The sequence below is a fragment of the Rhodoferax sp. genome (assembly GCF_028714215.1).
Lineage (GTDB): Bacteria > Pseudomonadota > Gammaproteobacteria > Burkholderiales > Burkholderiaceae_C > Rhodoferax.
This window is the reverse complement of the sequence record NZ_JAQTMS010000009.1, coordinates 1-24,612: the sequence shown is the minus strand read 5'-3', so window position 1 is coordinate 24,612 and position 24,612 is coordinate 1. Positions and strand designations below refer to the sequence as shown.

Below are 24,612 nucleotides of genomic sequence, written 5' to 3'. Positions count from 1 at the left end.
CGGTTGCATTACAGCCTGGCTTCTTGTCGCAATGATGGATGAGGAGACTCCATTTTGTTGAGCCCTGCGGCGAAATGTGACGCATCCGGAAGGTCGTTCCTGCCGGTATTGCCGGACGACACAGGTCGTCGCCCTGGCGGCGAAACTGAGGGCTTCACCAGCCTTCGAAAATCATCATGAACCCAGACGCCAGCACCGCCATCCCGCCCGAATTGATCGCTGCCCTGCAACAGGCAGATCATGTCGTGGTCTTCACCGGCGCCGGCGTTTCCGCCGAGAGCGGCATTCCGACTTTTCGTGAAGCACTGACGGGTTTGTGGCAGCGCTTCGATGCCGAGGACCTGGCCACACCCGACGCTTTTCGCCGGGACAAGGAACTGGTCTGGGGCTGGTACGAGTGGCGCCGCATGCAGGTGTTGCGCGCGCAGCCCAACCCGGCGCATGTTGCCATTGCCGGGTTGGCGCAGCTTGTTCCCAGGCTCACCGTGGTGACGCAGAACGTGGACGACCTGCACGAGCGCGCTGGCAGTACCGAGGTGCTGCACTTGCACGGCAGCCTGCACGCTCCGCGCTGCTTTGCCTGCGGCCGGGCACATCTGCTTCCGCCTGGCATCCCTGAGGAACCCGAAGGAGGGCGCCGACTCAGTCCCCCAAGTTGCCAGCATTGCGGTGGCCCGGTCCGCCCCGGCGTCGTCTGGTTTGGTGAAGCTCTGCCCGAGGAGGTACTGGATGCTGCATTTGCCGCCGCCGAAGCCTGCGACCTGCTGTTGGCCATTGGCACCTCGGGCCTGGTGCACCCGGCGGCACGCATTCCCTGGCTTGCAAAACAAGCCGGTGCCAAGGTGGTGCAGGTCAACCCGACGGCGACGGCGTTGGACGACGAATGCACCTGGACCCTGCGTAGTGCTGCCGGGGCGGTTATGCCCAGCCTGCTGAGCGGTTTATGTCAACCCAAATGATGCCGCACGCCGCGGTGCGCGGCCGGCAGGGCGCTGCTGATCAGCGTGGCGCCGGCCCACAGCAGCGGCGCCACGCCCAGCGGCCCGACGGCCAGGCCGAAGGCGATGGGCACCATCACCGATGAACTGTTGCCGATCAGGGAGCGCAGACCCAGCGCCTCGCCGCCGCGTCCACCGGGTGCCGCCGCATGCAGCAAGGAGAGCATATTGGGTTGGCTGAAGCCGACCGAGGTGCCGAACAAAAAGCCCAGCAGCATGAAGGCAGCGGCGGCACTGGCCCACGGCAGCAGAATAAACACCAGGGCGATGATGACCATCGCGGCGCGCATGATTTGCCATTCGCGAAAACGGGTCGAGAGCCAGGGCATCAGGGCCCGGCTGACAAAGGTGCCGACGGCAAACAGCGAGAACACGGTGCCGATGACGGAGGCCGAAAAACCCAGCCGCGTGCCCAGCACCGGCAGCATCACGATGAACAAGTCCCAGGTGCAGGCCAGCGCCATGCTGACGTAATAGATGCGCCGCAGCTCGGGCGCCGCCAGCAGGTCATGCCAGGCCTGCGGCTTGGGTTGGTCGTCGCCGGCCGCTTCCGATTTGGCTGCCGCCGGCAGCTTGCGCAGTCTCTTGAACACCAGCCAGCAGGCGACGCAGGTAAACCCGGCCATGGTGGCAAAAGCGGTGCGAAAACCGATATGGTCGATCAACAGGCCCGAGATGAAAGGCCCCAGCGCGCTGGAGGCCGAATGCCCCAAGGCGTACCAGCCGAAGTTGCGCAGACGCTGCTCCGCCGTTTTGCCCTGCGCCATGGCGCCCACCGTATGCTGGCTGGCCACCGACATGGCGTTGAAGCCGAAGCCGATCAGCACCGCCATCACAAACAGCGAGGGCACGCTGAGCCACAGCACCGGCACCAAGGCGCCGATCAGCACCGCCAGCACGCCCAGCCGTATCACCGGCAGCGCGCCCATGCGGTCGACCCAGCGGCCGATCGACATCGCCGCCAGAGCCGGCAAGACCGAAAACATGGCCATGAAAATACCCACCACCAGCTCGGGTGAGCCGACGCTCAGGGCATACAGGGAACCCGAAAGGCGCCCCCCCGACAAGGCCATGTGGCCCGTCAGGGTAACCAGAATCAAGGGTAGGAGAAGAGGCGGGAAGTGCTTGGGCACGCCGCTATTATCGCGGTGTCTGGGCCGGTATGGGGCGCGGGCGGCCTTGATCGTCGATGGCGACGTAGGTCAGTGAGGCCTCGGTCACCTTGACGTACTGCCCTTGCGCCGAGAAACGCTCGGCGTAGACCTCGACCTTGACCGTGATCGAGGTGCGCCCGATGCGCACCAGCTTGGAGAAAAAAGTCAGGATGTCGCCGACCCGCACCGGCTGCTTGAAGATGAATTCATTGACCGCCACCGTCGCCATGCGGCCCTGGGTGTAGCGCGCCGGGATCACCGAGCCGGCCAGATCGACCTGCGCCATGACCCAGCCGCCGAAGATGTCGCCATTGGCGTTGGAGTCGGCGGGCATCGGAATCACCTTGAGCACCAGTTCCTCATCGGTGGGCAACTTGACGCCCGGCGGACTTGTGTTTGTAGACATGGGCACAATCCTAGGTTAGCTAGATAGCAACTATTTTGTAGGATTGTCCCCCATGCGCCGCTCTGGCGAACACAACCGCTCCCGTGACGGCGCCGCCACTGCGTCCGCCCCCGCTGCCACCCGCTCCGACTGGGCCACGCTGCGCCGCCTGTTTCCCTACCTATGGCAGTACAAGTGGCGCGTCATGGCGGCGCTGGCCTTCATGGTGGGCGCCAAGCTGGCCAATGTCGGCGTGCCCCTGCTGCTCAAGCAACTGGTCGACACCATGAACCCCAAGGGCGGCATCGATGCCCGTGCCCTGCTGGTGGTGCCGGTGGCCTTGCTGTTCGGCTATGGCTTGCTGCGCCTCTCCACCACCTTGTTTGCCGAGTTGCGCGAACTGATTTTTGCCAAGGCCACGGAAGGTGCGTCGCGCACCATCTCGCTGCAGGTGTTCCGCCACCTGCATGCCCTGAGCCTGCGCTTCCACCTGGAGCGCCAGACCGGCGGCCTGACGCGCGACATAGAGCGCGGCACGCGGGCCGTCAATTCGCTGATCTCGTATTCGCTGTACAGCATCTTTCCGACGCTGATCGAAGTGGCCATGGTGCTGACTTACCTGGCCGTCAAGTTCGACGTCTGGTTTGCCGGCATCACCCTGGTCGCGCTGGTCTTCTACATTGCCTTCACGGTGACCGTGACCGAGTGGCGCACCAAGTTCCGCAAGGAGATGAACGAGCTGGACTCCAAGGCGCACAGCCGGGCCATCGATTCGCTGCTCAATTACGAGACCGTCAAGTACTTCAACAACGAAGAGTTCGAAGCGCGCCGCTACGACGAGAACCTGGAGCGCTACCGGCGTGCCGCCGTCAAGAGCCAGAGCACCTTGAGCCTGCTCAACACCGGCCAGCAACTGATCATCGCCAGCGGCCTGGTGGCCATGCTGTGGCGCGCCACGCAAGGCGTGGTGGACGGCCACATGACGCTGGGCGACCTGGTGATGGTCAACGCCTTCATGATCCAGCTCTACATACCGCTGGGCTTTCTGGGCGTGCTGTACCGCGAGATCAAGCAGAGCCTGACCGACCTGGACAAGATGTTCACCCTGATGGAGCGCGAGCGCGAGATCGCCGATGTGCCGGGCGCGCTGCCGTTGGCGCTTGATCAAGTTTGTCATTGCGGACTTGAAGTGTGTCATTGCGGACTTGATCCGCAATCCACCCCCATGGGCCAGGGTGGCGCCAGTGTGAGTTTCAAAAACGTCAACTTTGCCTATGACCCGGCGCGGCCCATTCTGCGCGACGTCAGCTTCGAGATACCGGCCGGCAAGACGGTGGCCGTCGTCGGCCCGTCGGGTTCCGGCAAGTCGACGCTGGCGCGGCTGCTGTTCCGCTTTTACGACGTGCAGGGCGGCCAGATCCTGATCGCCGGGCAGGACATCAAGCAGGTCACGCAAGCCAGCGTGCGCCAGGCCATCGGCATCGTGCCGCAAGATACCGTGCTGTTCAACGACACGGTGGAATACAACATCGCCTACGGCCAGCCCGGCGCCACCCGCGAGCAGGTGGAGGAGGCGGCGCGCGCCGCCCACATCCACAGCTTCATCAGCGCCACACCGAAAGGCTACGACACCATGGTGGGGGAGCGTGGGCTGAAACTTTCGGGTGGCGAAAAGCAGCGCGTGGCGATCGCCCGCACCCTGCTGAAGAACCCGTCGATATTGATCTTCGACGAAGCCACCTCGGCGCTCGACAGCGCCAACGAGCGCGCCATCCAGGCCGAGCTGCAAAGCGTGGCGCAAAACAAGACCACCCTGGTGATCGCGCACCGCCTCTCGACAGTGGTCGACGCGCATGAAATCCTGGTGATGGAGGCCGGGCGCATCATCGAGCGCGGCTCGCACGCGGAACTGCTGGCGGCGGGTGGCAGGTATGCGGAGATGTGGGCGCTGCAGCAGAGTGCGGAGTGATTCGACCGCTTGCCTTTAGCGGTAAAGTGCGTGGCGGCGAATGATCGTGGTGGCGGAGATTGGGGCATGGCCCCCCGCCTCATACTGCCAAATGCGCACAAATCGGCGGGGGACCATACCCCAATCTCTGCGGGTGGCGTTCTGGGATCATGTATGCGGTGTTGCTGGTTGTTAGGGCGACAATCGAAACGCTAGGGAGACTCGCCCGTGCCTCCATATATTGAGTTGAACTAAAGGATCATCATGCCCGTCTCATTCGCCAAGATCACAAAAGGTGCCACCTATTCGCGCCAAGCATTAGCTGAGCTATGGGGCTACACCAGTTTTCACGCCATTGCTCGCGGTGTAGTCACCCCACGAGACGACAACAAAATAGTTCTCTTCGTTACAGAAGAAAAACAATCTTCCGCTGAGCAATACGCCGATCGCCTCACTGGTGGCAAACTCGAATGGGAAGGTCCGACCGATCATTTTGGCGAAGATCGAATGCTCAATGCCGCATCGACCGGAGATGAAATTCATCTATTTCATCGTGAGCGGCATCACACGGACTTCACATATTGCGGTCGTCTTGCTGTGGCAAGTCATGTCGGGCGTACTGAAAAGCCGAGCCATTTCATATTCAAGATGGGCTGAGTCGATGCTGTGACTAATCTTGGGCCACGTCGGCGCACTGGTTCAAACCGCCTCAAGCCTTTGCACCGTGTCCGGAAACCTCGCCACCAGCGGGACCAGCAGCGCCTTTGGCTGTTGGGTTTGGCGCGACCTTGTTCCCGGTTTTCAAGCGCGCGTGGGTTGGTCGGAGGAAGGTTGCGTGACTTCCCGACTTGGGCGGTGCCTGATGTTTCAAACACCGATGGAAATGATCCCGTTCAGTTCTTCACACGCCGACTCGAATACTGTGGGCGGCACTTGTTTCCAGGGATGCGGGCGGGCACCTCGGGCGCGCCAGGCAAATGATTTGGGTTGATGTGCCAGCACGTAGCAAACCTCGCCTTTGGGCGTCACGAACTTGACCGCAAAGGGGTTGCTGTCGTTTGATTGAGCGTGCGTCATCGGCAGCCCAATGACAAGGTTTGTCCGCTCGTTAAAAGCTTTCGGCGACAGCACCATCATGGGGTGCTCGTCTTTCATTTCGCCGCCGACCTGGGGACTGAAATCAATCCAGATCATGTCGCGCCGATCCGGCACCCACAATTTTCCTGGCGTTTTCATTCGAACACCTCGGCGCCGATGCGACCCGTTGCCATCACTTCGCCGCCATGGATCGCCGGGTCAAAAGCTTTGAGCTTCTGTGCCAGCGTTAACTGGGGCTTGCCCACGGCCCGAAGAAAAACGCCGCCTTCAACCACCTCCACCTTGATAGGCAGGCCGCGCGCAAAGCGTGCCGCTTTGGCGACTGGCGCAGTAATACGCACCCCAAGGCCATTGCCCCAGGCCTGGATTGTTTGCTCTGTCGTTACGGTTGCAATCATGACCGATCCCTTGCTTTGTTAATACAAGTATAAACCTTTATACGTGTCGATGGCATGTGCCACTCTCAAACTGCTTTTTTGAACAAATCCAGGTGAATCTCCACCGACTCAAACGGCACAAACACGGCATCTTCCGGTGTACGCCGGACCAGGCCATGCTCTTCCAGTTTGCCCACGTCGGTGTGCACGTTGGAGTAGTTGCGCGCCACGGTTTTGGCCAGTGCATAGACCGAGCAGGGGCCGCACTGGCGCAGCGCCTCCAGCAGGTCGATGCGGGCCGGCGTGAGTTCCGAGAACAGGGTGCGGGCTGACTCGAAACTCAGGTGGTGGTCGGCGCCGAACGGTGCACTGGCCTCGGCGGCCTTGACTTGTTTGCGCGCGGCCTTGAATACCGAGCCACGCGGGGCGATCTCAATGATGGCTTTCATGCTTCACCTCCAGGTTTCGACGTCATGCTGGAAGTCGTCCAGAAGTTGCCAGTTCATCGTCTCGCACTTCTTGGGCGCTGGCAATCGGCTTGGCATTCATTTATATTGCATTTTAGCAATGCATGGTTAAAATGCAATACTAACCTCTCAATAATGGAAACCTTCAGTTACCCGACTATGACCGGCACTGGGTGCACGCGGTGTCCATCGGACTACGTCACTTCGGTTTGGCACATATTTAGACCCACATAGGTATAATTCCTCATGTCCCTGGTCCACGACACGCCCAAACCGTTGCTATGGATGGGCTCTTCCAGGAAAGACCTTCAGGCCATGCCCGACGAAGTGCAAGATACCTTCGGTTATGCCCTTTACCTGGCGCAGACCGGTGGCAAGCATGTTCAGGCCAAGCCATTGAAGGGCTTTGGCTCGGCGGGTGTGCTGGAGGTGGTGGAAAGCGAGGCGGGCAGCACCTACCGGGCGGTGTACACCGTGAAGATTGCCGGAGTTGTGTATGTGCTGCACTGCTTTCAGAAGAAATCCACCTCCGGCATTGCGACCCCCAAGCCGGATATGGACTTGGTCCGTGACCGACTCAAGGCCGCTTTGGCGCACGCCGGGCAGTGAAGATCAACCCACCTATTTGCAGGAGTTTCCCCATGAGCACCATCACCCTTGAACAAGGCAGCGGCAACGTCTACGCCGACCTGGGCATGGCCGACGCGCAAGAGATGCTGGTCAAGGCCAAACTGGCCAGCAAAATTGGCGACATCATCAAGCGCCAAAACCTGACCCAGCAACAAGCCGCCGAGCTGCTGGCCATGCCCCAGCCCAAGGTGTCCATGTTGCTGCGCGGTCAATTCAGGGGCATCAGCGAGGCCAAGATGCTTGAATGTCTGGCCCGGCTCGGGCGCGATATCGACATCGTGGTCAAACCCGCCCGCCGCCGTGCCGTGGCTGGCGTGGCGGGCCGGGTGAATGTGGTGTTTGCCTGAGAGTCCAAACCGCTTTGATCGAACCCAAACTGCGATACTGCGGCCACGGCAGGCCAGTCGGATGGCCGCCGTTTCATTATTACGGACTATAAAGGGAGGTGTTTCATGGCGTTCATCGATCAATTGGCTGGTGTGCGGGACGGTGGTTGGGCCAAGAAAATCACGTTCTTCGTGGGGGCGTGCGTGGTGATCGCGCTGCTGGCGCCGGTGGCGATCGTGCCCGCCGGTAGCCGGGGCGTGATGACGACATTTGGCTCGGCGCGCGATGCGTTGTATGAGCCCGGTTTGCATTTCCGCTGGCCCATCGCCCAGTCCATGAACCTGATGAATGTGCAGATCCAGAACGGCGAAGGGGACGGCGATGCGGCGTCCAAGGATCTGCAGACGGTGCACACCAAAGTGGCCATCAACTACCACCTCGACCCGGCGTTTGCCGTGGAGGCGTTCAAGAATGTGGGGCCGTCGACCGACATCCTGGCCGCGCGCATCATCATTCCTGCGACCCATGAGTCGGTCAAGGCCGTCACGGCTCTTTTCACCGCGGAAGAATTGATCACCCAGCGCACGGTGGTGCGGGATCAGATTGCCGCGCTGCTGAAACAAAAGATGGTGCGCCACGGCCTGGTGCTGGACGAATTCAATTTGATCAACTTTGCGTTTTCCAAGAGCTTTTCCGATGCCATTGAAAACAAGGTGAAGGCGGAACAGCAAAAGCAGCAGGCCGAGCGCGACTTGCAGCGCCTGCAGGTGGAAGCGCAGCAAAAAGTGGTGGGCGCCAAGGCCGAGGCTGAAGCGCTGGCGGTGCAGCGGATGCAGATCACGCCCGAGTTGTTGTCGCTGCGGCGCATCGAAAATGAACGTGCCGCGATTGCCAAATGGGATGGCAAGCTGCCCAGCGTGACCGGCGGCGCCACGCCGTTTATCAACGTCGACCATTCCAGCAAGTAAGTCGGCGCACCGGGTGTGGTCGGTGTGGCGCGGACGCCTCAAGCGGGTCCGCTATGCAACAATTACCAACACCTTCAGGAGGCACCATGTCTTTCAAAAGTATTGCGTACGCTGTCGAGGGCCGCGTCGCCACCATCACGCTGAACCGCCCGGAGCGGCTGAACGCGATCGACGACCAGATGCCCACCGAGATCGCCGAGGCGGTGGCGCTGGCCAACAAGGACAAGGGCGTGCACGTCATCGTCCTGACCGGTGCCGGGCGCGCTTTCTGCGCCGGCTACGACCTCAAGCACTATGCCCAGACGCCCGGCGCCAACCCGGGCCAGCAGGAAATGCCTTGGGACAGCATGATCGACTTCGAGCTGATGTACGGCAACACGCAGAAGTTCATGTCGCTGTGGCGCTCTTACAAACCCACCATCGCGAGGGTCCATGGCCATGCCGTGGCCGGCGGCAGCGACATTGCCTTGTGCTGCGACATGGTGGTGATGGCCGAGGACGCCAAGATCGGCTATCCGCCGGCGCGGGTCTGGGGCATACCGACGCCGGCGATGTGGGTCTATCGCCTGGGTGCCGAGCGCGCCAAGCGCATGCTGTTTACCGGCGATCTGGTGACCGGCATGCAGGCCAAGGACATGGGGTTGGTGCTGGATGCGGTGCCGGAGGCTGAGCTAGACGTTTACGTCGAGCGTCTGGCGCAGCGCATTTCCAGCGTGCCGCGCAACCAGCTCATGATGAGCAAGCTGATGATCAATTCGGCGTTCGACAACATGGGCCTGACGACCACGCAAATGTTCGCCACCCTGTTCGACGGCGCGGCGCGCCATTCGCCCGAAGGCCAGTGGTTCAAGCAGCGCGCCGAGGCGGTGGGCTTCAAGCAGGCGGTCGAAGAGCGCGATTCTGGCGCGCCGATCGCGCCTCATGTGTCGCGCTGAAAGAGCAAGCCTGACCTGTTCCCGGTCGGCTTTGGCATAGACTGCAAGTTTTCCCCCTCCACTCTGAAGATTTCCATGCAATACCGCTCTCTCGGCAACAGCCAACTGCAAGTCTCCGCCCTCTGCCTGGGCACCATGATGTTCGGTGACCAGACCGGTCGCGAGGAGGCTGCCGCCATCGTGGCCGACGCCCACGCCCATGGCGTGAACTACATCGACACCGCCGACGTCTATTCCAAGGGCGGCGCCGAGACCATGGTCGGCGAGTTGCTCAAGGGCCAGCGCCAGGACTGGGTGCTGGCCAGCAAGCTGGGCAACAAGATGTCGGAGCGGGTCAACGAGGGCCAATACTCGCGCAGCTGGATGCTGCGCGAGGTGGCGGCTTCGCTGGCGCGCCTGCAAACCGATTACCTGGACATCCTGTACCTGCACCGCGACTACAACGGCATGAACCTGGAAGAGCCTTTACGGGCGCTCGATGCCATGCTGCGCGCCGGCCAGATCCGCTACTGGGGCATCTCCAACTTCCGCGGCTGGCGCATTGCCGAAATGATGAGGCTGGTCGGGCAGCTTGGCATGCCGGCGCCGGTGGTGTGCCAGCCTTACTACAACCTGCTCAACCGCATGCCCGAGGTCGAGGTGCTGCCGGCCTGCGCGCACTATGGCATTGGCGTCACGCCTTACAGCCCGATCGCGCGCGGCGTGCTCACCGGCAAGTACCAGCCGGGCCAGACGCCCGACCCCGCCAGCCGCGCCGGCCGCGCCGACCAGCGCATGGCCGAGACCGAGTTCCGCGAAGAGTCGCTGCATATTGCGCAGCAGCTCAAGCACCATGCCAAGGCCAAGGGCATCAGCCTGGCGCAGTTCGCCACCGCCTGGGTGCTGGCCAACCCGGTGGTCAGCTCGGTGATTGCCGGACCGCGCACGCTGGCGCAATGGCAAGACTACCGGCCGGCGCTGGACTATGTGTTCACCCTGGAGGACGAGGCGCTGGTGGACAGCCTGGTCAAGCCGGGCCACCCGTCCACCCCCGGCTATACCGACCCGGCCTACCCGCTCGATGGCCGGTTGCGCGGGAATTTGCCGGCTTGATCTGGATCGCGCTCAATCTGTACAATTTGAGTTTTAGAAAGTGAAATTGTACAAATGATTCACCGTCAGGCTTCGCGGTTGCTTGGGCAGATGGCCAAGGGTTTCCCGGTTGTGGCCTTGACCGGTCCGCGTCAATCCGGCAAAACAACACTGGCGCGCCAGGCGTTCCCTGACAAACCCTATTTTTCCCTTGAAGATCTTGAAATTCGCCAGCGGGTCATGGCCGACCCGCGGCAGTTTTTCGCACTCTTGCCGAATGGCGCAGTGCTCGACGAAGTGCAGCGTTGTCCGGAGATTTTTTCTTATCTGCAAGGTGTGGTCGACCAGCGTGCCCGGATGGGAGAGTTTGTCATCACAGGCTCGCAGCAGTTTGGTTTGCTGGGGAGTATCACCCAGTCACTGGCCGGACGGGTCGGCTTGGTGCAGTTGCTGCCACTCTCGCTGGGTGAGCTAGCAGCCGCCGGCTTGAACCCCAAAACACTGGAGCAGACCATATGGCTGGGTGGTTACCCGGCCTTGTATGACCGGCGGCGGCAACTTGATCGGCCGGCCCAGTGGTTGAGCGCCTATGCGGCGACCTACGTTGAGCGCGATGTCCGGCAGGTGCTCGAAGTTTCGAATCTGTCCTTGTTTCAGCGTTTTGTGTTGATGTGTGCAGCACGCACGGGCCAGTTGCTGAACCTGTCTGCCTTGGCGGCAGACTGCGGCATTAGCCACACCACAGCGCGCAGCTGGCTGACCGTCCTGGAAGCCAGCTACGTGGTGTACCTGTTGCAGCCCTACCACCAGAACTTTGGCAAGCGATTGGTCAAGATGCCCAAGCTGTATTTTCTGGATACCGGCTTGCTGTGCCATCTGTTGCGCGTCGACAGCTCCGAAACCCTGGCCATCCACGCCTTGCGCGGTCCCATTTTTGAGTCGTGGGTGGTGAGCGAGACCCTTAAACACCGATGGAATCAAGGCTTGCCGGCCGATATCTACTTTTGGCGCGATAACCATGGCACGGAAGTCGATTTGCTGTTTGAACACGCGGGCAAACTGCATGCCGTGGAGATCAAGTCGGGGGCCACCTTTGCGTCCGACTGGGTGCATGCCTGTCAGCGTTGGCAACGCTATGCCGGCGCGGCTGCCGCCGACCCGGTGCTGGTGTATGGAGGGCAAGACAGTTATTCAGTCAAAAATGTGCAAGTCCGGGCCTGGCACACGCTGGGAGCTCAAGTAGTGGGGACAATAGCGGGATGACGCAAACCATTACCCTGACCCGACCCGACGACTGGCACTTGCATGTGCGCGATGACGCTGCCTTGCGCTGGGTGGTGCCGCATAGCGCGGCCCAGTTCGGCCGTGCCATCATCATGCCCAATCTGCGGCCGCCGGTCACCAGCACTGCCGCTGCCTTGGCCTACAAGGCGCGCATCCAGGCCGCCGTGCCGCAGGGCCGGCAGTTCGAGCCCTTGATGACGCTGTACCTCACTGACAATTTGCCGCCGGATGAAATCCAACGTGCCCGCGACGCCGGCGTGGTGGCCGTCAAGCTCTATCCCGCAGGCGCCACCACCAACAGCGACGCCGGCGTGACTGATTTGCGTAAGACCTACAAAACGCTGGAGGCGATGCAGCGCGCCGGTTTGTTGCTGCTGGTGCACGGTGAGGTGACGGCGCCCGAGGTCGATCTGTTCGACCGCGAAGCGGTCTTCATCGAGACCCAGTTGATTCCCTTGCGGCGTGATTTTCCGGAGCTGAAAATCGTCTTCGAGCACATCACCACGCTGGAGGCCGTGCAATACGTGCAGCAGTCGGACCGCTTCACCGCGGCCAGCATCACGGCGCACCATCTGCTGTACAACCGCAACGCCATTTTCACGGGCGGCATCCGGCCGCATTACTACTGTCTGCCGGTCTTGAAGCGCGAGACCCACCGCCTGGCTTTGGTGGCTGCTGCCACCAGCGGTTCCGCCAAGTTCTTCCTGGGCAGTGACAGCGCGCCGCACCCGGCGCACTTGAAAGAAAACGCCAGCGGTTGCGCCGGTTGCTACACGGCGCATGCCGCCCTGGAGATGTACGCCGAAGCGTTCGATGCGGCCGGTGCGCTGGACCAGCTGGAGGCTTTTGCCAGTTTCAACGGCGCCGATTTTTATGGCCTGCCGCGCAACACCGGCCATGTCACCCTCAAGCGCGAAGCCTGGACGGTGCCCCAGAGTTTTGCCTTTGGCGAGGCGCAGCTCAAGCCCCTGCGCGCCGGCGAGACCATGCCGTGGCGCTTGGCCTGATCCAGGAGATCGACTGGACCGCGCCCTGGCTGGCGCCCTGGCGCGCAGTCGGCCAGGCCGTGGTGCAACGCGTGGCGGCCGGTCAGTCGCAGCCGGCAGCGCTGAATCAGGCGGCGCTGGACAGGCCCCATTTTCCGGTGCGTTTTGTGCCACAAGGCGAGCTGCCCGATGGGGTGGCCTACGAGCAGTACATCTTCGATACCGGCTGTGTGCCGACGCGCGACGGTTTGCACGATTTCTTCAATGGCCTGGCCTGGCTGCGCTTCCCCCTGACCAAGCAGCGGCTCAATCAGTTGCACCGGGCACAGATTGCACAGACCGGCATCCAGCCGGTGCGTGGTCCGGCGCGTGACGCCTTGACACTGTTTGACGAGAACGCCGCCTGGCTGCAAGCGCCCGATGCGCTGTGGCAGGCGCTGGCCGCCAAGGACTGGCACGCCTTGTTCGTCGATCTGCGTCCCTTGTGGCAAGAGGCGCATTTGCTGTTGTTCGGCCACGCCTTGCTGGAGAAACTGGTGGCGCCCCGAAAAGCCATCACGGCCCATGTCTACCGGGCACAGCCGAGCGGCCCATCGCTGGCCGATCTGGATGACTGGATGGCCTCGGACCTGAGTGCCGAAATACTGGCGCGCAAGCCGTTTGCGCACTTGCCGGTACTGGGTGTGCCCGGCTGGTGGGTGGCCAATGAAGAGCCGGCGTTTTACGCCGACGCCAGTGTGTTTCGACCGCCCAGACCTTGAAATCGGTCGCCCAGCCCTTACCATCCGGGGCTGGCAGCCTCTTTCGGGCGTATTTAAAGGACACCATGAAACGCATTCTTTTGTTTGTATTGACCAACGTGTTGGTGGTGACAGTGCTGGGCATCGTGGCCAGTTTGCTGGGCGTCAACCGCTACCTGACGGCCAACGGGCTGAACCTGGGTTCGTTGCTCGGTTTTGCCCTGGTCATGGGCTTTGGCGGCGCCATCATCTCGCTCTTGATCAGCAAGCCGATGGCCAAGTGGACGGCCGGCGTGCGCCTCATCAACCAGCCGCAAAACGCCGACGAAGCCTGGATTGTGGAGACGGTGCGCAAACTCGCCGACAAGGCCCATATCGGCATGCCGGAAGTAGGCATTTTTGACGGCGATCCGAATGCTTTTGCCACCGGCGCCTTCAAGAATTCGGCACTGGTGGCAGTCAGCACCGGGCTGCTGCAAGGCATGACGCATGAAGAGATCGAGGCCGTCATTGGCCACGAAATCGCCCACGTGGCCAATGGCGACATGGTCACCATGACGCTGATCCAGGGCGTGATGAATACTTTTGTGGTGTTCCTGAGCCGCGTCATCGGTTACGCCGTCGACAGCTTTTTGCGCAAGGGCGACGAGCGCTCCAGCGGGCCCGGCATCGGCTACATGATCACCACCATCGTGCTGGATATCGTGCTCGGTTTTGCCGCTTCCATGGTGGTGGCCTGGTTCTCGCGGCACCGCGAATTCCGCGCCGATGGCGGTTCGGCCCAATTGCTGGGCCGCCGGCAACCCATGATCAACGCCTTGGCGCGCCTGGGCGGCATGCAGCCCGGAGAGTTGCCCAAGAGCGTGGCGGCGTTCGGCATTGCCGGCGGCGTCGGCCAACTGTTTGCCACCCATCCGCCGATCGAAGAGCGCATCGCGGCGCTGCAAAACGCGCCAACTTGATGCGCCACAGCACTGGGTGGACCGTGCGTGTCTGACCGTTTCCTGTTCTGGGTGCCGACCCTGATCTGGGCCACCACCTGGCACGCTATCCTGTACCAATTGGGCGAGGTGGCGGTGCTGCATTCGGTGGCGCTGCGCTTTGGATTGGCCAGCCTGATGCTGTTTGCCATTGCGCGCTGGCGCGGCGAGTCGCTGGCGTTCAGCCCGGGCGCGCACGGCTGGCTGTTGGCGACCGGAGCGGTGCAGTACGGCTTCAACTACATCAGCACTTACCAGGCCGAAAAACACCTCGCTTCGGGTTTGATGGCGGTGTTGTTTTCGCTGATGATTTTCACCAACGCCATCGGCGGCGCACTGTGTTTTGGCCAGACCATCAGCCGGCGCTTCCTGTTCTCCGCAGCGCTGGGGGTGCTGGGCATCGTGTTGATCTTCTGGCCCGACATCGCGACCACCCGTGCCGCCCCCGAGGTGCTGGGCGCCGTCGGCATCGGTTTGCTGGCGGTCACCTGTGCCTCGGTCGGCAACATGATGACGCTGCGCCTGACCCGTGGCGGCACCGCACTGATTCCGCTGTTGGCCTGGAGCATGGGCTATGGCGCGGCCACGCTGCTGCTGATAGCCGCCGTCAGCGGGGTGCCATTTCATCTGGACTCGCGTCCCAGTTACTGGCTGTCGCTGGTCTACCTCAGCGCCTTCGGTTCGGTGGTGGCCTTCCTGCTTTACTTCAAGCTGGCGCAGCGCCAGGGACCCGGGCGCGCCGCGCTCATAGGCATGATCATTCCGGTGATTGCGCTGCTACTGTCGGCGCTGCTGGAGGGCTGGCGTCCGACGCTGGTGTCGACTGCCGGCATCGTGTTTTGTCTGGCCGGCCTGTGGGGCGCCACGCGCCCGGCAACGCCAACGGCAGCGTGAGTGCTCAGCCCAGCAAATTCCTGGCCAGCGCCTCGGCCACCTTGATGCCATCCACCCCGGCCGACAGGATACCGCCGGCATAGCTGGCACCTTCGCCGGCCGGATAGAGTCCGCGCGTGTTGCTGCTCTGAAAATCCTCGCCGCGCGGCATTTTGAGCGGTGACGAGGTGCGCGTCTCCACGCCGGTGAGGACCGCGTCGGGCCGGTCGAAACCCTTGATCTTGTGGCCAAAGGCGGGCAGTGCCTGCCGGATCGCATCGATCGCGTAGCCTGGCAGGGCGCTGCCCAGATCGACCAGCTCGACGCCCGGCTTGTATGAGGGCTCCACTTCGCCCAGTTGGGTCGAGGCCCGGCCCGCCAGGAAGTCGCCCAGCAGTTGCCCCGGTGCGTCGTAGTTGGCGCCGCCCAGCACATAGGCATTCGATTCGAGCTGGCGCTGCAACACGATGCCGGCCAGCGGATGCTGTGCCATGCCGGGCGTCAATTGGCTTGGCACCTGGTCGCCCAGGGTGGCATGGAAGGCGGCGGCGTCGCTCGGGTAGTCGCTGGGCTCAATGCCCACCACGATGCCGGCGTTGGCATTGCGCTCGTTGCGCGAATACTGGCTCATGCCGTTGGTCACCACGCGACCGATCTCGGAGGTCGCCGCCACCACGGTGCCGCCGGGACACATGCAAAAGCTGTACACGGAGCGGCCATTGCTGGCGTGGTGCACCAGTTTGTAGTCGGCCGCGCCCAGCTTGGGGTGACCGGCATGGCGGCCCCAGCGGGCGCGGTCGATCAGGCTTTGCGGGTGCTCGATGCGAAAGCCGATCGAGAACGGTTTGGCTTCCATCGCGACACCGCGCCGGTACAGCATGGCGAAGGTGTCGCGCGAACTGTGGCCCAGCGCCAGCACCACCTGCTCGGCAGGCAGTTCATAGGACTCACCGCTCGCCTGGTTCAAGACCGTCAAACCACGCAATTGGCGGTCATCGGCAGCACCTTCGATCAGCACATCGGTGACGCGCTGCTGAAAGCGGATTTCGCCGCCCAGTGCGATGATCTGCTGGCGCAGGTTCTCCACCACTTTGACCAATTTGAAGGTGCCTATGTGGGGGTGCGCATCGACCAGGATCTCGGGCGGCGCGCCGGCCTTGACGAACTCGTTCATGACCTTGCGCCCGAGGTGCCGCGGGTCCTTGATCTGGCTGTAGAGCTTGCCGTCGGAAAAAGTGCCGGCGCCGCCCTCGCCGAATTGCACGTTCGATTCGGGGTTGAGCTCGCGCTTGCGCCACAGGCCCCAGGTGTCCTGGGTGCGTTCACGCACCGTCTTGCCACGCTCCAGCACGATAGGCTTGAAGCCTGCTTGCGCCAGAATGAGGGCGGCAAAAATACCGCAGGGACCAAAGCCCACCACGACCGGACGCGGCCCGAAGTTGATGGGGGCTTGAGCGACCGGGTGGTACGCCAGGTCGGGTGCGGCAAAGATATGCGGGTTGCCGGAAAACTTGGCCAGCAACGTGGCCTCCAGCCCCGGGCTTAGCTCCACATCGACGATGTAGACCACCCGCAGTTCGGCTTTGCGCGCATCAATACTGCGTTTGAAAATGCTGGACTGCGCCACGTCGGCCGCCGTTACGGCCAGTGTGCTGTGAATCAGTGCGTTGAGGTCTTCGGCGGAGTGCTCAAGCCCCAGCTTGAGCTCTGTCAGTCGGATCATGGTCGGTGTCTGGTGGGCTTGTGTTTATCAAGCAGAAGCACCGAATTTTACGGTCTGGCCTTGCCGGCCCGGTTTCAGGCCGGCAGGAAACCTTCAATCGACAAATATCGCTCCCCCGTGTCGTAGTTAAAGCCCAGCACGGTGGCACCGGCCGGCAGATCGGGCAGTTTTTGCGCAATCGCGGCCAGCGTGGCACCACTGGAGATGCCCACCAGAATGCCTTCCTCGCGGGCGCAGCGGCGCGCCATCTCGCGTGCCGGTTCGGCATCGACCAGAATCACGCCATCGAGCAAAGCGGTGTCCAGGTTCTTCGGCACAAAGCCGGCGCCAATGCCCTGGATCGAGTGCGGCGCCGGCGCACCGCCCGAGATCACGGGAGAGGCCACCGGCTCCACCGCGTAGACCTTGAGCTTGGGCCATTTGGCTTTCAGGACCTGGGCGCAACCGGTCAGGTGACCACCGGTGCCGACGCCGGTGATCAAGGCGTCGATGCCATCCGGAAAATCGGCCAAAATTTCCAGCGCCGTGCTGCGCACATGGGCGTCGATGTTGGCCGGGTTCTCGAACTGCTGCGGCATCCACGAATTGGGTGTGGCAGCCACCAGTTCCGTGGCGCGGGCAATGGCGCCTTTTATGCCTTTTTCGCGCGGCGTCAGGTCGAAGGTGGCGCCGTAGGCCAGCATCAGGCGGCGGCGCTCCACCGACATGCTGTCGGGCATCACCAGAATCAGTTTGTAGCCCTTGACCGCGGCCACCATGGCCAGGCCGACACCGGTGTTACCAGAGGTCGGCTCGATGATGGTGGCGCCGGGCTTGAGCTGGCCGCTTTTCTCGGCCGCCTCGACCATGGACAGTGCAATGCGGTCCTTGATGGAGCCGCCGGGATTGCTGCGTTCGGACTTGATCCAGACCTTGTGCGAACTGCCGAACAGGCGGTTGATGCGCACGTGCGGCGTGTTGCCAATGGTTTGCAGGATGTTGTCGGCTTTCATGAGGAACTCCTTGGGCAGGTGGTGGGTTGGGGCGAAGAAGGCCAGATTTTGGACCAGTTGATCGACAGTTTTCGATATAAGGTTATGGATAGCCGCGATAATGGAGGGGTGAAGCCCGCCAGACTGCCGCTGGTGCAATCCTGGAAACAGGGCACTGGAGGAACGTCCGGACTGCATAGGGCAGCGTAGCAGCTAACGGCTGTCCACTGAAAGCCGCAAGGTATAAGGTGAGGATCAGAGCAACAGAGACGAGCCGATTAAGTTCGGGTGAAACGGGCAATCTCTACGCGCAGCAATACCAAGTAGGCACACGTTGACGGGGCCCCCGGAGTGTGCGGGTAGGTAGCACCGAGCTGTTGGGCGACCAACAGCCCAGATTAATGGCAGTCACTTCTGCCGGCCCGCAAGGGTTGGCAGTTGCACAGAATCCGGCTTATCGGTGGGCTTCACACTTTTATGGATCGTTCCCGAAAGGATGACGTGCCAAACTCCGCTCATGTACCTGGTGGATCAGGCTGGAGGGGCACTCAGCTCCGTGTCCCCCGCCCTGCGGGCTCCTCCTTTACCTGCACCGAGCGCCCCACCAACCTGATCTTTCAGGCTGGGCTGGTATGCGAGCTGGGCAAACCACCGACGCTCGTTGCGGCGCCCTCGGCCCACACACGCCTGGGCCTCAGTTATTGACTTGCGAAAGCAATCTGCATCAGACAGGCTTGACCAGGGTTGGCTACAGAATGCGGCCCGACTGGCGGAACAGTTGGTTCACAGCGTGGCGATGTGTTGAATCCAGGCGAGTTTCTCTGGTGAGAGAGCCTGCAGTTCTTTTTCTTCGATCCAGTTCTCACGCAGCAGCCTGCCGAACACCTCAATCAACTGTGAATACCGAAAGTCGTATTTCGAGTCAATCTGACGTCGCTGTTGAGTGAGGTATTTTTCGATTTCCCACATGTCTTGAGGCGTCTTTGCGCTGGCCGCCAATTCCTTGAGCTTGGACAGGATCGCCGCAAGCTCTCGTTGCAGGGCTGCGTCGAACACCTTCCGTGCCGTCTTCTGCTCAGAATGGGTCCATTTGATGTCGTGCATGGTGTTTCACTCCGGTTGTGTGGTTGGTGGGGGCAGATCAAGGCGGTGGATTGGGCGCTCAGCTTGCGACTTTGACATAGGTGAGCACATGGTGCGCCAGCAAGCCTGAGGCAACACCGTTGCATTCGGCGCTGCCATAGGCGCTGCGTTTCCCCAGCTTGAGAATTCGGGCGGTGCACAAGAAATCCTCCTGGCGAGCGCTGCGCAGAAAGGCGGTCTTCATGTCCGAGGTGACCCACTGTTCCTCGGTGCCCCGCTGCGTCATGATGGCCAGCCACATGGCGACGTCGGCGGCGCCCATCAGTGTCATGCCGCTGACGATGCCGCCCGGCCGCTCGAGCGCCAAGTTGAAGGGAACCCGCAGCACACACTCGCCAGGGGCGCAGGACTGGACGTTGAAGCCGTACGACTTCAGGAACGGCGTTCGCTCCAGCACGGCGTTCAGATCGGTAACCGACCATTGAATCGTTGTCATGGTCAAGCTCGTTTCATGGGATGCCGAATGATGGTTTTCCATCGCTTCGGGTCGGCGCGCCGTATGTCGCTCAGGTAGATTTCATGGTGCTTGCCGCTGCGGCCGGTGCGCTCATCGATGAATTGATGCAGGCGCTCGATGGTTGGCCCTTCCTCCGCGAACGGCCCGACGTGCAGCACTTGAGCACAAAGACCTTCAGAGAAATCCTCCAGGCGTAGCTTGTCGAGGGCCGGCAATTTTTTCTTTCTGCGGACTTCGACAATGGCCACCTGGATGGTTTCAGGGGTCACGAAGGATGGCTGCAGGATCAGCAGGGTCCACTGCCACTTGGCTTTGTCGCCGGTGACGAAGGCGGACATGTCATCGGCCCACCAAAGCCCTTCCAGCGGCATGACGGCATAGTCAAGTTGCTGCGGCCCCTTCTTGAGCATGAACTTGGCCGTGTAAGAGACGGAAAACAAGGCCTCCACCGCCTGGGCATATTCTGGCGAGGTGTTCGGATCGCCCCGGCCGTCGACCATCAGGAACTGGAAGCTCGGTACGTCAAGCTGCACCACCTCCTTGGCAGACGCTTGGTACTGTTTCAGGTCTTTTTTGAGGTCGATCTTTTCCATGGATTTTCCTGGCTAAAAGCGAAGATTGACATAGAAGAACGGAATCTCCTTCTGCCGCATGCGCTGCAGCGACCAGGCGGTATAGGCCAGCAGCGCTGCCGAAAAAAGATGCGGGTTGCCGCCACTGGCCGCGAAGGCGTCGATGTCGTTGCCCCGGTAGCCGTCGACGCCGACGTAGCGGGTGTAATAGGTGTAGACATGGATGGCGTTGGACACCAAGGAGCTGCCCAGAACGCTTTGTGCGAAGGCTGAGCCGTGCAGCGACTGGCGCTGGATCACCAGTTCGCCGGCCAGGTTGGCCGCCAGCAGGCCTGATCCGGCAATGGCCTGTGCATGCCAGAGTTGGTAGCCGCCGGCCGGACTCTTGGAAGTCGTTTCTCCGCACAGCCGGCAGCCTTCGCGGGGTACCTTGATTTCAATGTCGGTGGCGCCCAAAGCATGGAAGGTCAATGCGTGGCCCATCTCATGAATCCAGATGCTGCTGTAGATGCCGGCGACGCTTTGCACGGCGTTGCCCAGGTCGTTCTCCAGTGCCTGTGCCGGCGAAGATAGGGCGGCCGTGACCCCCAGCAGGAGGGCGCTCAGGCAGCGTCTTGGAGTGAGTGGCATGGTGGGGTTGCCCAAGCGTCAGGGTGTGTTGCGCGCCGGCCAACGGTAGCCCAGCACCGATGACAGGGGGTAGAAGTGCTCGCGCACCTGTTCCAGCTGATTGCCGCCCAACAGATGGATCAACTGGGCGTCGGCGCGCAGGAAGAAGCCGACATGACCTTTCCAGCCGCCAGGATCTTCGCGTGACAGGACCACGATGCAGCCAGGTACCGGCTCGCTCAAAGGCTCGCCCCAGGCCAACCAGGAGCGGGCCAGCGCCGAGCCGGTGCCCTGAATGCCCGCTTGGGCCAGCGCCCAGTTGACAAAGGAGGAGCACCAGGAGGCTTTGTCGTCATAGCCCCGGATGTTGGTGTGGGCGTGGTACTCGGTGATTCTGGGGTTGCTGGCGCCCGGCGCAAAGGTGCGCACACCCGTCTCTGCGGCGGCAATCGATAACCAAGGTGGGAGAGTCATCAGTGTTTTAGCGTTGATCAGTTGCGACAAGTCATGCGGCGCCGACACTATAACTGGCGTCGCCTCACGTCTCATTTGCTTGGCACGCTATTGATGACTGAAGGTGAATCGGCTATTGAAAATCCCGAAATTCAGGACACCGTTTCAGCCGAGCGTGGCTGATGCGGATTGCTTTCGCAAGTCAAGAACTACAGCCCAGGCGTGTGTGGGTCGAGAGCGCTGCGGTGGGTAGCTCTGCGAATGTCCTCCGGCCTTCGGCCTCCCCCTTAATTTGGCAAAACCCCAAGTCCACGCTACGCCACCCACCCCAGCGTCCTCGGCGGCGAGCGTCGGTGGTTTGCGCCGATTGCACACCAACCTTGCTTGAAAGATCAGGCTGGAGGGGCGCTCAGCGCAGGTAAAGGAGGAGCCCGCAGGGCGGGGGACACGGAGCTGAGTGCCCCTCCAGCCTGATCCTCCCGCTATGCCGAACCGGGTTTGGCATGTCATCATTTCGGGAAGGTTGATGCCAAAGAGGCCTTTTGCCACTTGGCAACGAGAGCGTCAAATGCCGACACTTGCTGGGCACGGAGGCACCTGAACGGCAGTGGCATGGCGCCGCGGTGCATCTCAATGAAGTATCCCTGAGAGTACCGATGAACCTCCAGAACTTCGGTCCATGGAATGAACAAATTGCGCGAAGCCGCGCTTCTATGGATGCCATCCTCGGTGATGATAAACCGGCAAATTGGCATGCGGCGCTTCTTGAAGAAGAAGGCGACCGTGCAGATGAGTGTCAGTGCCACGCCTTGTAACCGCGAAGGTGTTTGGACAAGTTTCCCTTTCGCGGCCAGAACGCGCTGCGTAACCAGAGGCGCATGATCCCGGGCGAAGCTCAAGTACTCCGCAAGTCGATACGAAACCGAGAACTCCAGCGTAAGTTGTTGCGGCACGCTTGAAGTGGTGGCGACTACGGGTGGTGGCAGAACATCCGACTTTCCGACCAATATGGCATGCGACGCGTCGATGGCCCTGGCCTCCTGTTGCATTGACAACTCCGCAACCGGTTTTCGGTTACCGACAGGGCGCGGATGGCGAAAGGTAAACATGGAGGCTGCGGCGAGTGATGTTGGAACGTAACTGGGTTGCGTGAAGGCAATCTCAATATTGAGCGACAGGTATATTTGAACCCGTCATTGGGTGGGGCCAGAAGTTAAACTCGGATTCATGCCTGCGCGTTGCCTGAAGCCCTTTTTGCTGGCTCTGTTTTTAACTGTTGATAGCGCCCAATCCGCCACACCTTGCGCCGATTTTGCGGCCCGCTTGCCGAATTTGCGACGCGAGCTGTGCGAGGCCGCCAAGCTGCAACCGACGGCGGCCAGATCCGTGAAAGGGCGAACGCTGTGGGTCAGCGATGTCAAGCCGGAACATGCCACGCTGCGGGTGCTGGTGGTCGGCGCCATCCATGGTGATGAGCCGTCTTCGGCGGCGGTGGCTTTTCACTGGATCAGGCTGGCGGCGCAACTGCCCATGGTCGGCGCGCAGCAGGTGCACTGGCGTTTTGTGCCGGTGCTCAATCCGGACGGTCTGTTCAACCCCTCGCCGCGCCGCGTCAACGCCCATGGTGTGGATTTGAACCGGAACTTTTCGACGCCCAATTGGGAGCGCGATGCCAAGTTGTACTGGGAAAAGCGCACGCGCAAGGACCCGCGCCGCTGGCCCGGTCCGCGACCCTTGTCGGAGCCGGAGTCGCGCTTTCTGCACGACGAGATGCGCAATTTTCAGCCGCAACTGATCGTCAGTATTCATGCGCCCTATGGCGTGCTTGACTTTGACGGGCCGGTGGTGCCGCCGTCCCGACTGGGCAGCTTGTATCTGCACCAGGTTGGCATCTTCCCCGGTTCATTGGGCAATTATGGCGGCGCACACCAGGGCATGCCGGTGGTCACGATCGAGCTGCCCAATGCAACGCGCACGCCGCGGGATGCCGAGATGCGCCAGATGTGGCTCGATCTGTTGCGCTGGATGAACGCGCGGGTAGCCGCGGCAAAGAACGTTGCCGCCGCGTCGGGCGGCTATCTGGACAGTAAATTGGTGCCGGCGGCACCCACTGCCGAGTAATCCAGCGAGCCGTGTGCCACGGCGTAGAGATCCTGGCTGGTGGCGGCTGGGGTCAGCGTCCAGTTCAGGCCATCGGTGCTGATGAAGATCTTGCCAGCGGCGCCAACCGCCACAAACTGCGTGCCATAGACAACGGCATTGAGGGCGCCGGCGCCGCTCACGGCCTGTGCCGTCCAGGTGCTGGCGTCGGTGCTGCTCAGCACGGTACCGGAGGCACCAACCGCCACGAAGGTGTAGCTTACGACGCCGTCCGTGGAGGTGCTGGTGGTGTAGGCAACGCCGCGCAGGTCGGCCGTGCTGCCGGACGTGACGCCATGCCAGGTCAAGCCGTCCGCGCTTTCCACGACGGTGCCGCCGGCGCCGACGGCGACCCAGGTGCCACTGTTGTAGCTGGTGTAAGCCACCGCATACAAATCACGGCTGGTAGCCGAACTGGTTGCCGCCGTCCAGGTGACGCCGTCGGGGCTGGTGATGATGGTGCCGTTGGCGCCCACGGCAACATTCAAATTCGAATAATTGCTGGCGATCGCGTACAGGTTCTGGCTGGTGCCGCTGGTTTGCGCGGTCCAAGTGGCGGCATCCGAACTGGTCAGCACCAGGCCACCATCACCCACCAATTTGAAAGTACCAAAGTAGGCGGCGCCATTGATGTTGCTGCTGGTGGCGTAGTTGATGGCGTTCCAGGTGACGCCATCAAGGCTGGCGTAGATGGCCCCGGCCGCGCCGGCCGCAACAAAGTTCGCCACCGAGTTGGTGGTCGTGGTGGCGGTGGTTGCACCATAGGTCAGGCCGCGCAAGCCAACGCTGCCGGAGATGGCGCTGCCGGCGCTCCAACTTGAGCCGGCAATCCGGGGTGTGGCGGTAACCGGCGTGGCGCCTGGCCCGCCGGGCCCGCCATTGGTTCTGCCGTTGACCGAAAACGAATAGCTCAAGCCGTTGACCAGGCCGGAAACGACATACGGTGAGGTGGCTTTGATCACCACGTTGCCGCCCGGCAGGCCAAACCAGCCTTGCATCGATGTCGTGCTGCTGGGGGCTGCGCTGCTGGGACCAAAAAACAGCCAGTATTCAACGCCGTCAGTCATATCCCAGGACACCGTGACCGACGATTCACCGGCGGTGACGGCCAGCCCGCTTGGCGCCGGAGCCGGATCGCCGCTATTGCAAGCGACCAACAGCAGTGCGGCGATCAGCGCGGCGAAGAACAACTTGAAAGAACGGAAAATCATAAATGGATCCAAATCAATACTGGATTCATTATCGAATTTTTTCGGATGGCCGCTGGGCCAGAGCCGGGCACTCAAGTCTAGAAACGCTCATGGGCTTGCAAATAGCGCCAGCG

Annotated in this window: 28 protein-coding genes and 1 other RNA gene; 15 read left to right on the top strand and 14 right to left on the bottom strand. The window is 61.9% G+C overall.

What is annotated here, in order from left to right:
* Window positions 1-176: 176 nt before the first annotated feature.
* A complete protein-coding gene (locus PHS32_RS06210; protein ID WP_301078035.1) occupies window positions 177-959 on the top strand; it encodes an NAD-dependent deacylase in 783 nt (260 codons plus the stop codon).
* Here the strand turns inward: PHS32_RS06210 and PHS32_RS06205 are convergent.
* Together PHS32_RS06205 and PHS32_RS06200 are read right to left on the bottom strand one after the other, a co-directional pair.
* A complete protein-coding gene (locus PHS32_RS06205; protein ID WP_301078034.1) occupies window positions 947-2,131 on the bottom strand; it encodes an MFS transporter in 1,185 nt (394 codons plus the stop codon). The genes PHS32_RS06210 and PHS32_RS06205 overlap by 13 nt on opposite strands.
* Before the next feature lie 7 nt (window positions 2,132-2,138).
* The gene (locus PHS32_RS06200) at window positions 2,139-2,558 is read right to left on the bottom strand and encodes an acyl-CoA thioesterase (RefSeq protein ID WP_301078033.1); all 420 of its coding nucleotides are present in this window, start codon (window positions 2,556-2,558) and stop codon (window positions 2,139-2,141) included.
* Window positions 2,559-2,610: 52 nt separating this feature from the next.
* On the opposite strand from PHS32_RS06200, the gene PHS32_RS06195 reads away from it, so the two are divergent.
* Both PHS32_RS06195 and PHS32_RS06190 read left to right on the top strand, forming a co-directional pair.
* Complete coding sequence (locus PHS32_RS06195; RefSeq protein WP_301078032.1) at window positions 2,611-4,506, top strand: ABC transporter ATP-binding protein/permease; 1,896 nt, start codon at window positions 2,611-2,613, stop codon at window positions 4,504-4,506.
* A gap of 243 nt (window positions 4,507-4,749) precedes the next feature.
* Window positions 4,750-5,142, top strand: coding sequence for a hypothetical protein (locus PHS32_RS06190; RefSeq protein WP_301078031.1), 393 nt, complete (start codon window positions 4,750-4,752; stop codon window positions 5,140-5,142).
* 210 nt (window positions 5,143-5,352) lie between these two features.
* Here the strand turns inward: PHS32_RS06190 and PHS32_RS06185 are convergent, their stop codons facing one another.
* The 3 genes from PHS32_RS06185 to PHS32_RS06175 all read right to left on the bottom strand — a co-directional run bounded on the left by PHS32_RS06185 (window position 5,353) and on the right by PHS32_RS06175 (window position 6,409).
* Window positions 5,353-5,679, bottom strand: coding sequence for a type II toxin-antitoxin system PemK/MazF family toxin (locus tag PHS32_RS06185; protein ID WP_301078029.1), 327 nt, complete (start codon window positions 5,677-5,679; stop codon window positions 5,353-5,355).
* Between the two features lie 38 nt (window positions 5,680-5,717).
* On the bottom strand, window positions 5,718-5,981 hold the full coding sequence (locus PHS32_RS06180; protein ID WP_301078028.1) for a PbsX family transcriptional regulator: 264 nt from the start codon (window positions 5,979-5,981) through the stop codon (window positions 5,718-5,720).
* Window positions 5,982-6,046: 65 nt separating this feature from the next.
* On the bottom strand, window positions 6,047-6,409 hold the full coding sequence (locus PHS32_RS06175) for a MarR family transcriptional regulator (protein ID WP_301078027.1): 363 nt from the start codon (window positions 6,407-6,409) through the stop codon (window positions 6,047-6,049).
* A gap of 264 nt (window positions 6,410-6,673) precedes the next feature.
* Between PHS32_RS06175 and PHS32_RS06170 the strand changes: the two genes are divergently transcribed.
* From PHS32_RS06170 to PHS32_RS06125, 10 genes are all read left to right on the top strand, one after another.
* Window positions 6,674-7,036, top strand: a complete 363-nt coding sequence (locus PHS32_RS06170; protein WP_301078026.1) for a type II toxin-antitoxin system RelE/ParE family toxin — start codon at window positions 6,674-6,676, stop codon at window positions 7,034-7,036.
* 32 nt (window positions 7,037-7,068) lie between these two features.
* Window positions 7,069-7,404, top strand: coding sequence for a helix-turn-helix transcriptional regulator (locus tag PHS32_RS06165; RefSeq protein WP_301078025.1), 336 nt, complete (start codon window positions 7,069-7,071; stop codon window positions 7,402-7,404).
* 105 nt (window positions 7,405-7,509) lie between these two features.
* A complete protein-coding gene (locus tag PHS32_RS06160) occupies window positions 7,510-8,352 on the top strand; it encodes a prohibitin family protein (protein ID WP_301078024.1) in 843 nt (280 codons plus the stop codon).
* 86 nt (window positions 8,353-8,438) lie between these two features.
* Entirely contained in the window at window positions 8,439-9,287 is an 849-nt protein-coding gene (locus tag PHS32_RS06155; RefSeq protein WP_301078023.1) for a crotonase/enoyl-CoA hydratase family protein, read from the top strand.
* Window positions 9,288-9,362: 75 nt separating this feature from the next.
* Window positions 9,363-10,379, top strand: a complete 1,017-nt coding sequence (locus PHS32_RS06150; protein ID WP_301078022.1) for an aldo/keto reductase — start codon at window positions 9,363-9,365, stop codon at window positions 10,377-10,379.
* Window positions 10,380-10,433: 54 nt separating this feature from the next.
* Window positions 10,434-11,621, top strand: a complete 1,188-nt coding sequence (locus PHS32_RS06145; protein WP_301078021.1) for an ATP-binding protein — start codon at window positions 10,434-10,436, stop codon at window positions 11,619-11,621.
* Complete coding sequence (pyrC, locus tag PHS32_RS06140) at window positions 11,618-12,649, top strand: dihydroorotase (RefSeq protein WP_301078020.1); 1,032 nt, start codon at window positions 11,618-11,620, stop codon at window positions 12,647-12,649. The genes PHS32_RS06145 and pyrC overlap by 4 nt, the downstream gene beginning before the upstream one ends.
* Complete coding sequence (locus tag PHS32_RS06135; RefSeq protein ID WP_301078019.1) at window positions 12,634-13,389, top strand: DUF3025 domain-containing protein; 756 nt, start codon at window positions 12,634-12,636, stop codon at window positions 13,387-13,389. The genes pyrC and PHS32_RS06135 overlap by 16 nt, the downstream gene beginning before the upstream one ends.
* Before the next feature lie 65 nt (window positions 13,390-13,454).
* On the top strand, window positions 13,455-14,330 hold the full coding sequence (htpX, locus tag PHS32_RS06130; RefSeq protein ID WP_301078018.1) for a protease HtpX: 876 nt from the start codon (window positions 13,455-13,457) through the stop codon (window positions 14,328-14,330).
* Between the two features lie 27 nt (window positions 14,331-14,357).
* Window positions 14,358-15,242, top strand: coding sequence for a DMT family transporter (locus PHS32_RS06125; protein ID WP_301078017.1), 885 nt, complete (start codon window positions 14,358-14,360; stop codon window positions 15,240-15,242).
* 4 nt (window positions 15,243-15,246) lie between these two features.
* Here the strand turns inward: PHS32_RS06125 and PHS32_RS06120 are convergent, their stop codons facing one another.
* Both PHS32_RS06120 and cysK read right to left on the bottom strand, forming a co-directional pair.
* A complete protein-coding gene (locus PHS32_RS06120; protein ID WP_301078016.1) occupies window positions 15,247-16,944 on the bottom strand; it encodes an NAD(P)/FAD-dependent oxidoreductase in 1,698 nt (565 codons plus the stop codon).
* Between the two features lie 74 nt (window positions 16,945-17,018).
* The gene (gene cysK, locus PHS32_RS06115) at window positions 17,019-17,936 is read right to left on the bottom strand and encodes a cysteine synthase A (RefSeq protein ID WP_301078015.1); all 918 of its coding nucleotides are present in this window, start codon (window positions 17,934-17,936) and stop codon (window positions 17,019-17,021) included.
* Window positions 17,937-18,046: 110 nt separating this feature from the next.
* Here cysK and rnpB point away from each other — a divergent pair.
* Window positions 18,047-18,388, top strand: an RNA gene (gene rnpB / locus PHS32_RS06110) — RNase P RNA component class A.
* A gap of 310 nt (window positions 18,389-18,698) precedes the next feature.
* Here rnpB and PHS32_RS06105 read toward each other — a convergent pair.
* The 6 genes from PHS32_RS06105 to PHS32_RS06080 all read right to left on the bottom strand — a co-directional run bounded on the left by PHS32_RS06105 (window position 18,699) and on the right by PHS32_RS06080 (window position 22,258).
* Window positions 18,699-19,019 carry a hypothetical protein gene (locus PHS32_RS06105; protein ID WP_301078014.1) on the bottom strand — a complete coding sequence of 107 codons (321 nt, stop codon included), beginning with the start codon at window positions 19,017-19,019 and terminating at the stop codon, window positions 18,699-18,701.
* Window positions 19,020-19,077: 58 nt separating this feature from the next.
* On the bottom strand, window positions 19,078-19,494 hold the full coding sequence (locus PHS32_RS06100) for a PaaI family thioesterase (RefSeq protein WP_301078013.1): 417 nt from the start codon (window positions 19,492-19,494) through the stop codon (window positions 19,078-19,080).
* A 2-nt stretch (window positions 19,495-19,496) separates the two neighbouring features.
* Window positions 19,497-20,108 carry a GyrI-like domain-containing protein gene (locus PHS32_RS06095; protein ID WP_301078012.1) on the bottom strand — a complete coding sequence of 204 codons (612 nt, stop codon included), beginning with the start codon at window positions 20,106-20,108 and terminating at the stop codon, window positions 19,497-19,499.
* 12 nt (window positions 20,109-20,120) lie between these two features.
* A complete protein-coding gene (locus tag PHS32_RS06090; RefSeq protein ID WP_301078011.1) occupies window positions 20,121-20,717 on the bottom strand; it encodes a hypothetical protein in 597 nt (198 codons plus the stop codon).
* 18 nt (window positions 20,718-20,735) lie between these two features.
* Entirely contained in the window at window positions 20,736-21,170 is a 435-nt protein-coding gene (locus tag PHS32_RS06085) for a TIGR02594 family protein (protein ID WP_301078010.1), read from the bottom strand.
* A gap of 488 nt (window positions 21,171-21,658) precedes the next feature.
* A complete protein-coding gene (locus PHS32_RS06080) occupies window positions 21,659-22,258 on the bottom strand; it encodes a YcxB family protein (protein ID WP_301078009.1) in 600 nt (199 codons plus the stop codon).
* Window positions 22,259-22,376: 118 nt separating this feature from the next.
* On the opposite strand from PHS32_RS06080, the gene PHS32_RS06075 reads away from it, so the two are divergent.
* Window positions 22,377-23,270: a M14 family zinc carboxypeptidase gene (locus PHS32_RS06075; protein WP_301078008.1), complete on the top strand. Its 894-nt coding sequence runs from the start codon at window positions 22,377-22,379 to the stop codon at window positions 23,268-23,270.
* Here PHS32_RS06075 and PHS32_RS06070 read toward each other — a convergent pair.
* A complete protein-coding gene (locus PHS32_RS06070) occupies window positions 23,225-24,499 on the bottom strand; it encodes a hypothetical protein (RefSeq protein ID WP_301078007.1) in 1,275 nt (424 codons plus the stop codon). The genes PHS32_RS06075 and PHS32_RS06070 overlap by 46 nt on opposite strands.
* Window positions 24,500-24,612: the final 113 nt, after the last annotated feature.

Coding starts and splice junctions, on each gene's coding strand:
- PHS32_RS06210 (WP_301078035.1), top strand. CDS start 177: ATGAACCCAGACGCCAGCACCGCCATCCCGCCCGAATTGATCGCTGCC.
- PHS32_RS06200 (WP_301078033.1), bottom strand. CDS start 2,558: ATGTCTACAAACACAAGTCCGCCGGGCGTCAAGTTGCCCACCGATGAG.
- PHS32_RS06195 (WP_301078032.1), top strand. CDS start 2,611: ATGCGCCGCTCTGGCGAACACAACCGCTCCCGTGACGGCGCCGCCACT.
- PHS32_RS06190 (WP_301078031.1), top strand. CDS start 4,750: ATGCCCGTCTCATTCGCCAAGATCACAAAAGGTGCCACCTATTCGCGC.
- PHS32_RS06185 (WP_301078029.1), bottom strand. CDS start 5,679: ATGATCTGGATTGATTTCAGTCCCCAGGTCGGCGGCGAAATGAAAGAC.
- PHS32_RS06180 (WP_301078028.1), bottom strand. CDS start 5,981: ATGATTGCAACCGTAACGACAGAGCAAACAATCCAGGCCTGGGGCAAT.
- PHS32_RS06175 (WP_301078027.1), bottom strand. CDS start 6,409: ATGAAAGCCATCATTGAGATCGCCCCGCGTGGCTCGGTATTCAAGGCC.
- PHS32_RS06170 (WP_301078026.1), top strand. CDS start 6,674: ATGTCCCTGGTCCACGACACGCCCAAACCGTTGCTATGGATGGGCTCT.
- PHS32_RS06165 (WP_301078025.1), top strand. CDS start 7,069: ATGAGCACCATCACCCTTGAACAAGGCAGCGGCAACGTCTACGCCGAC.
- PHS32_RS06160 (WP_301078024.1), top strand. CDS start 7,510: ATGGCGTTCATCGATCAATTGGCTGGTGTGCGGGACGGTGGTTGGGCC.
- PHS32_RS06155 (WP_301078023.1), top strand. CDS start 8,439: ATGTCTTTCAAAAGTATTGCGTACGCTGTCGAGGGCCGCGTCGCCACC.
- PHS32_RS06150 (WP_301078022.1), top strand. CDS start 9,363: ATGCAATACCGCTCTCTCGGCAACAGCCAACTGCAAGTCTCCGCCCTC.
- PHS32_RS06145 (WP_301078021.1), top strand. CDS start 10,434: ATGATTCACCGTCAGGCTTCGCGGTTGCTTGGGCAGATGGCCAAGGGT.
- pyrC (WP_301078020.1), top strand. CDS start 11,618: ATGACGCAAACCATTACCCTGACCCGACCCGACGACTGGCACTTGCAT.
- htpX (WP_301078018.1), top strand. CDS start 13,455: ATGAAACGCATTCTTTTGTTTGTATTGACCAACGTGTTGGTGGTGACA.
- PHS32_RS06120 (WP_301078016.1), bottom strand. CDS start 16,944: ATGATCCGACTGACAGAGCTCAAGCTGGGGCTTGAGCACTCCGCCGAA.
- cysK (WP_301078015.1), bottom strand. CDS start 17,936: ATGAAAGCCGACAACATCCTGCAAACCATTGGCAACACGCCGCACGTG.
- PHS32_RS06105 (WP_301078014.1), bottom strand. CDS start 19,019: ATGCACGACATCAAATGGACCCATTCTGAGCAGAAGACGGCACGGAAG.
- PHS32_RS06100 (WP_301078013.1), bottom strand. CDS start 19,494: ATGACAACGATTCAATGGTCGGTTACCGATCTGAACGCCGTGCTGGAG.
- PHS32_RS06095 (WP_301078012.1), bottom strand. CDS start 20,108: ATGGAAAAGATCGACCTCAAAAAAGACCTGAAACAGTACCAAGCGTCT.
- PHS32_RS06090 (WP_301078011.1), bottom strand. CDS start 20,717: ATGCCACTCACTCCAAGACGCTGCCTGAGCGCCCTCCTGCTGGGGGTC.
- PHS32_RS06085 (WP_301078010.1), bottom strand. CDS start 21,170: ATGACTCTCCCACCTTGGTTATCGATTGCCGCCGCAGAGACGGGTGTG.
- PHS32_RS06080 (WP_301078009.1), bottom strand. CDS start 22,258: ATGTTTACCTTTCGCCATCCGCGCCCTGTCGGTAACCGAAAACCGGTT.
- PHS32_RS06075 (WP_301078008.1), top strand. CDS start 22,377: ATGCCTGCGCGTTGCCTGAAGCCCTTTTTGCTGGCTCTGTTTTTAACT.
- PHS32_RS06070 (WP_301078007.1), bottom strand. CDS start 24,499: ATGATTTTCCGTTCTTTCAAGTTGTTCTTCGCCGCGCTGATCGCCGCA.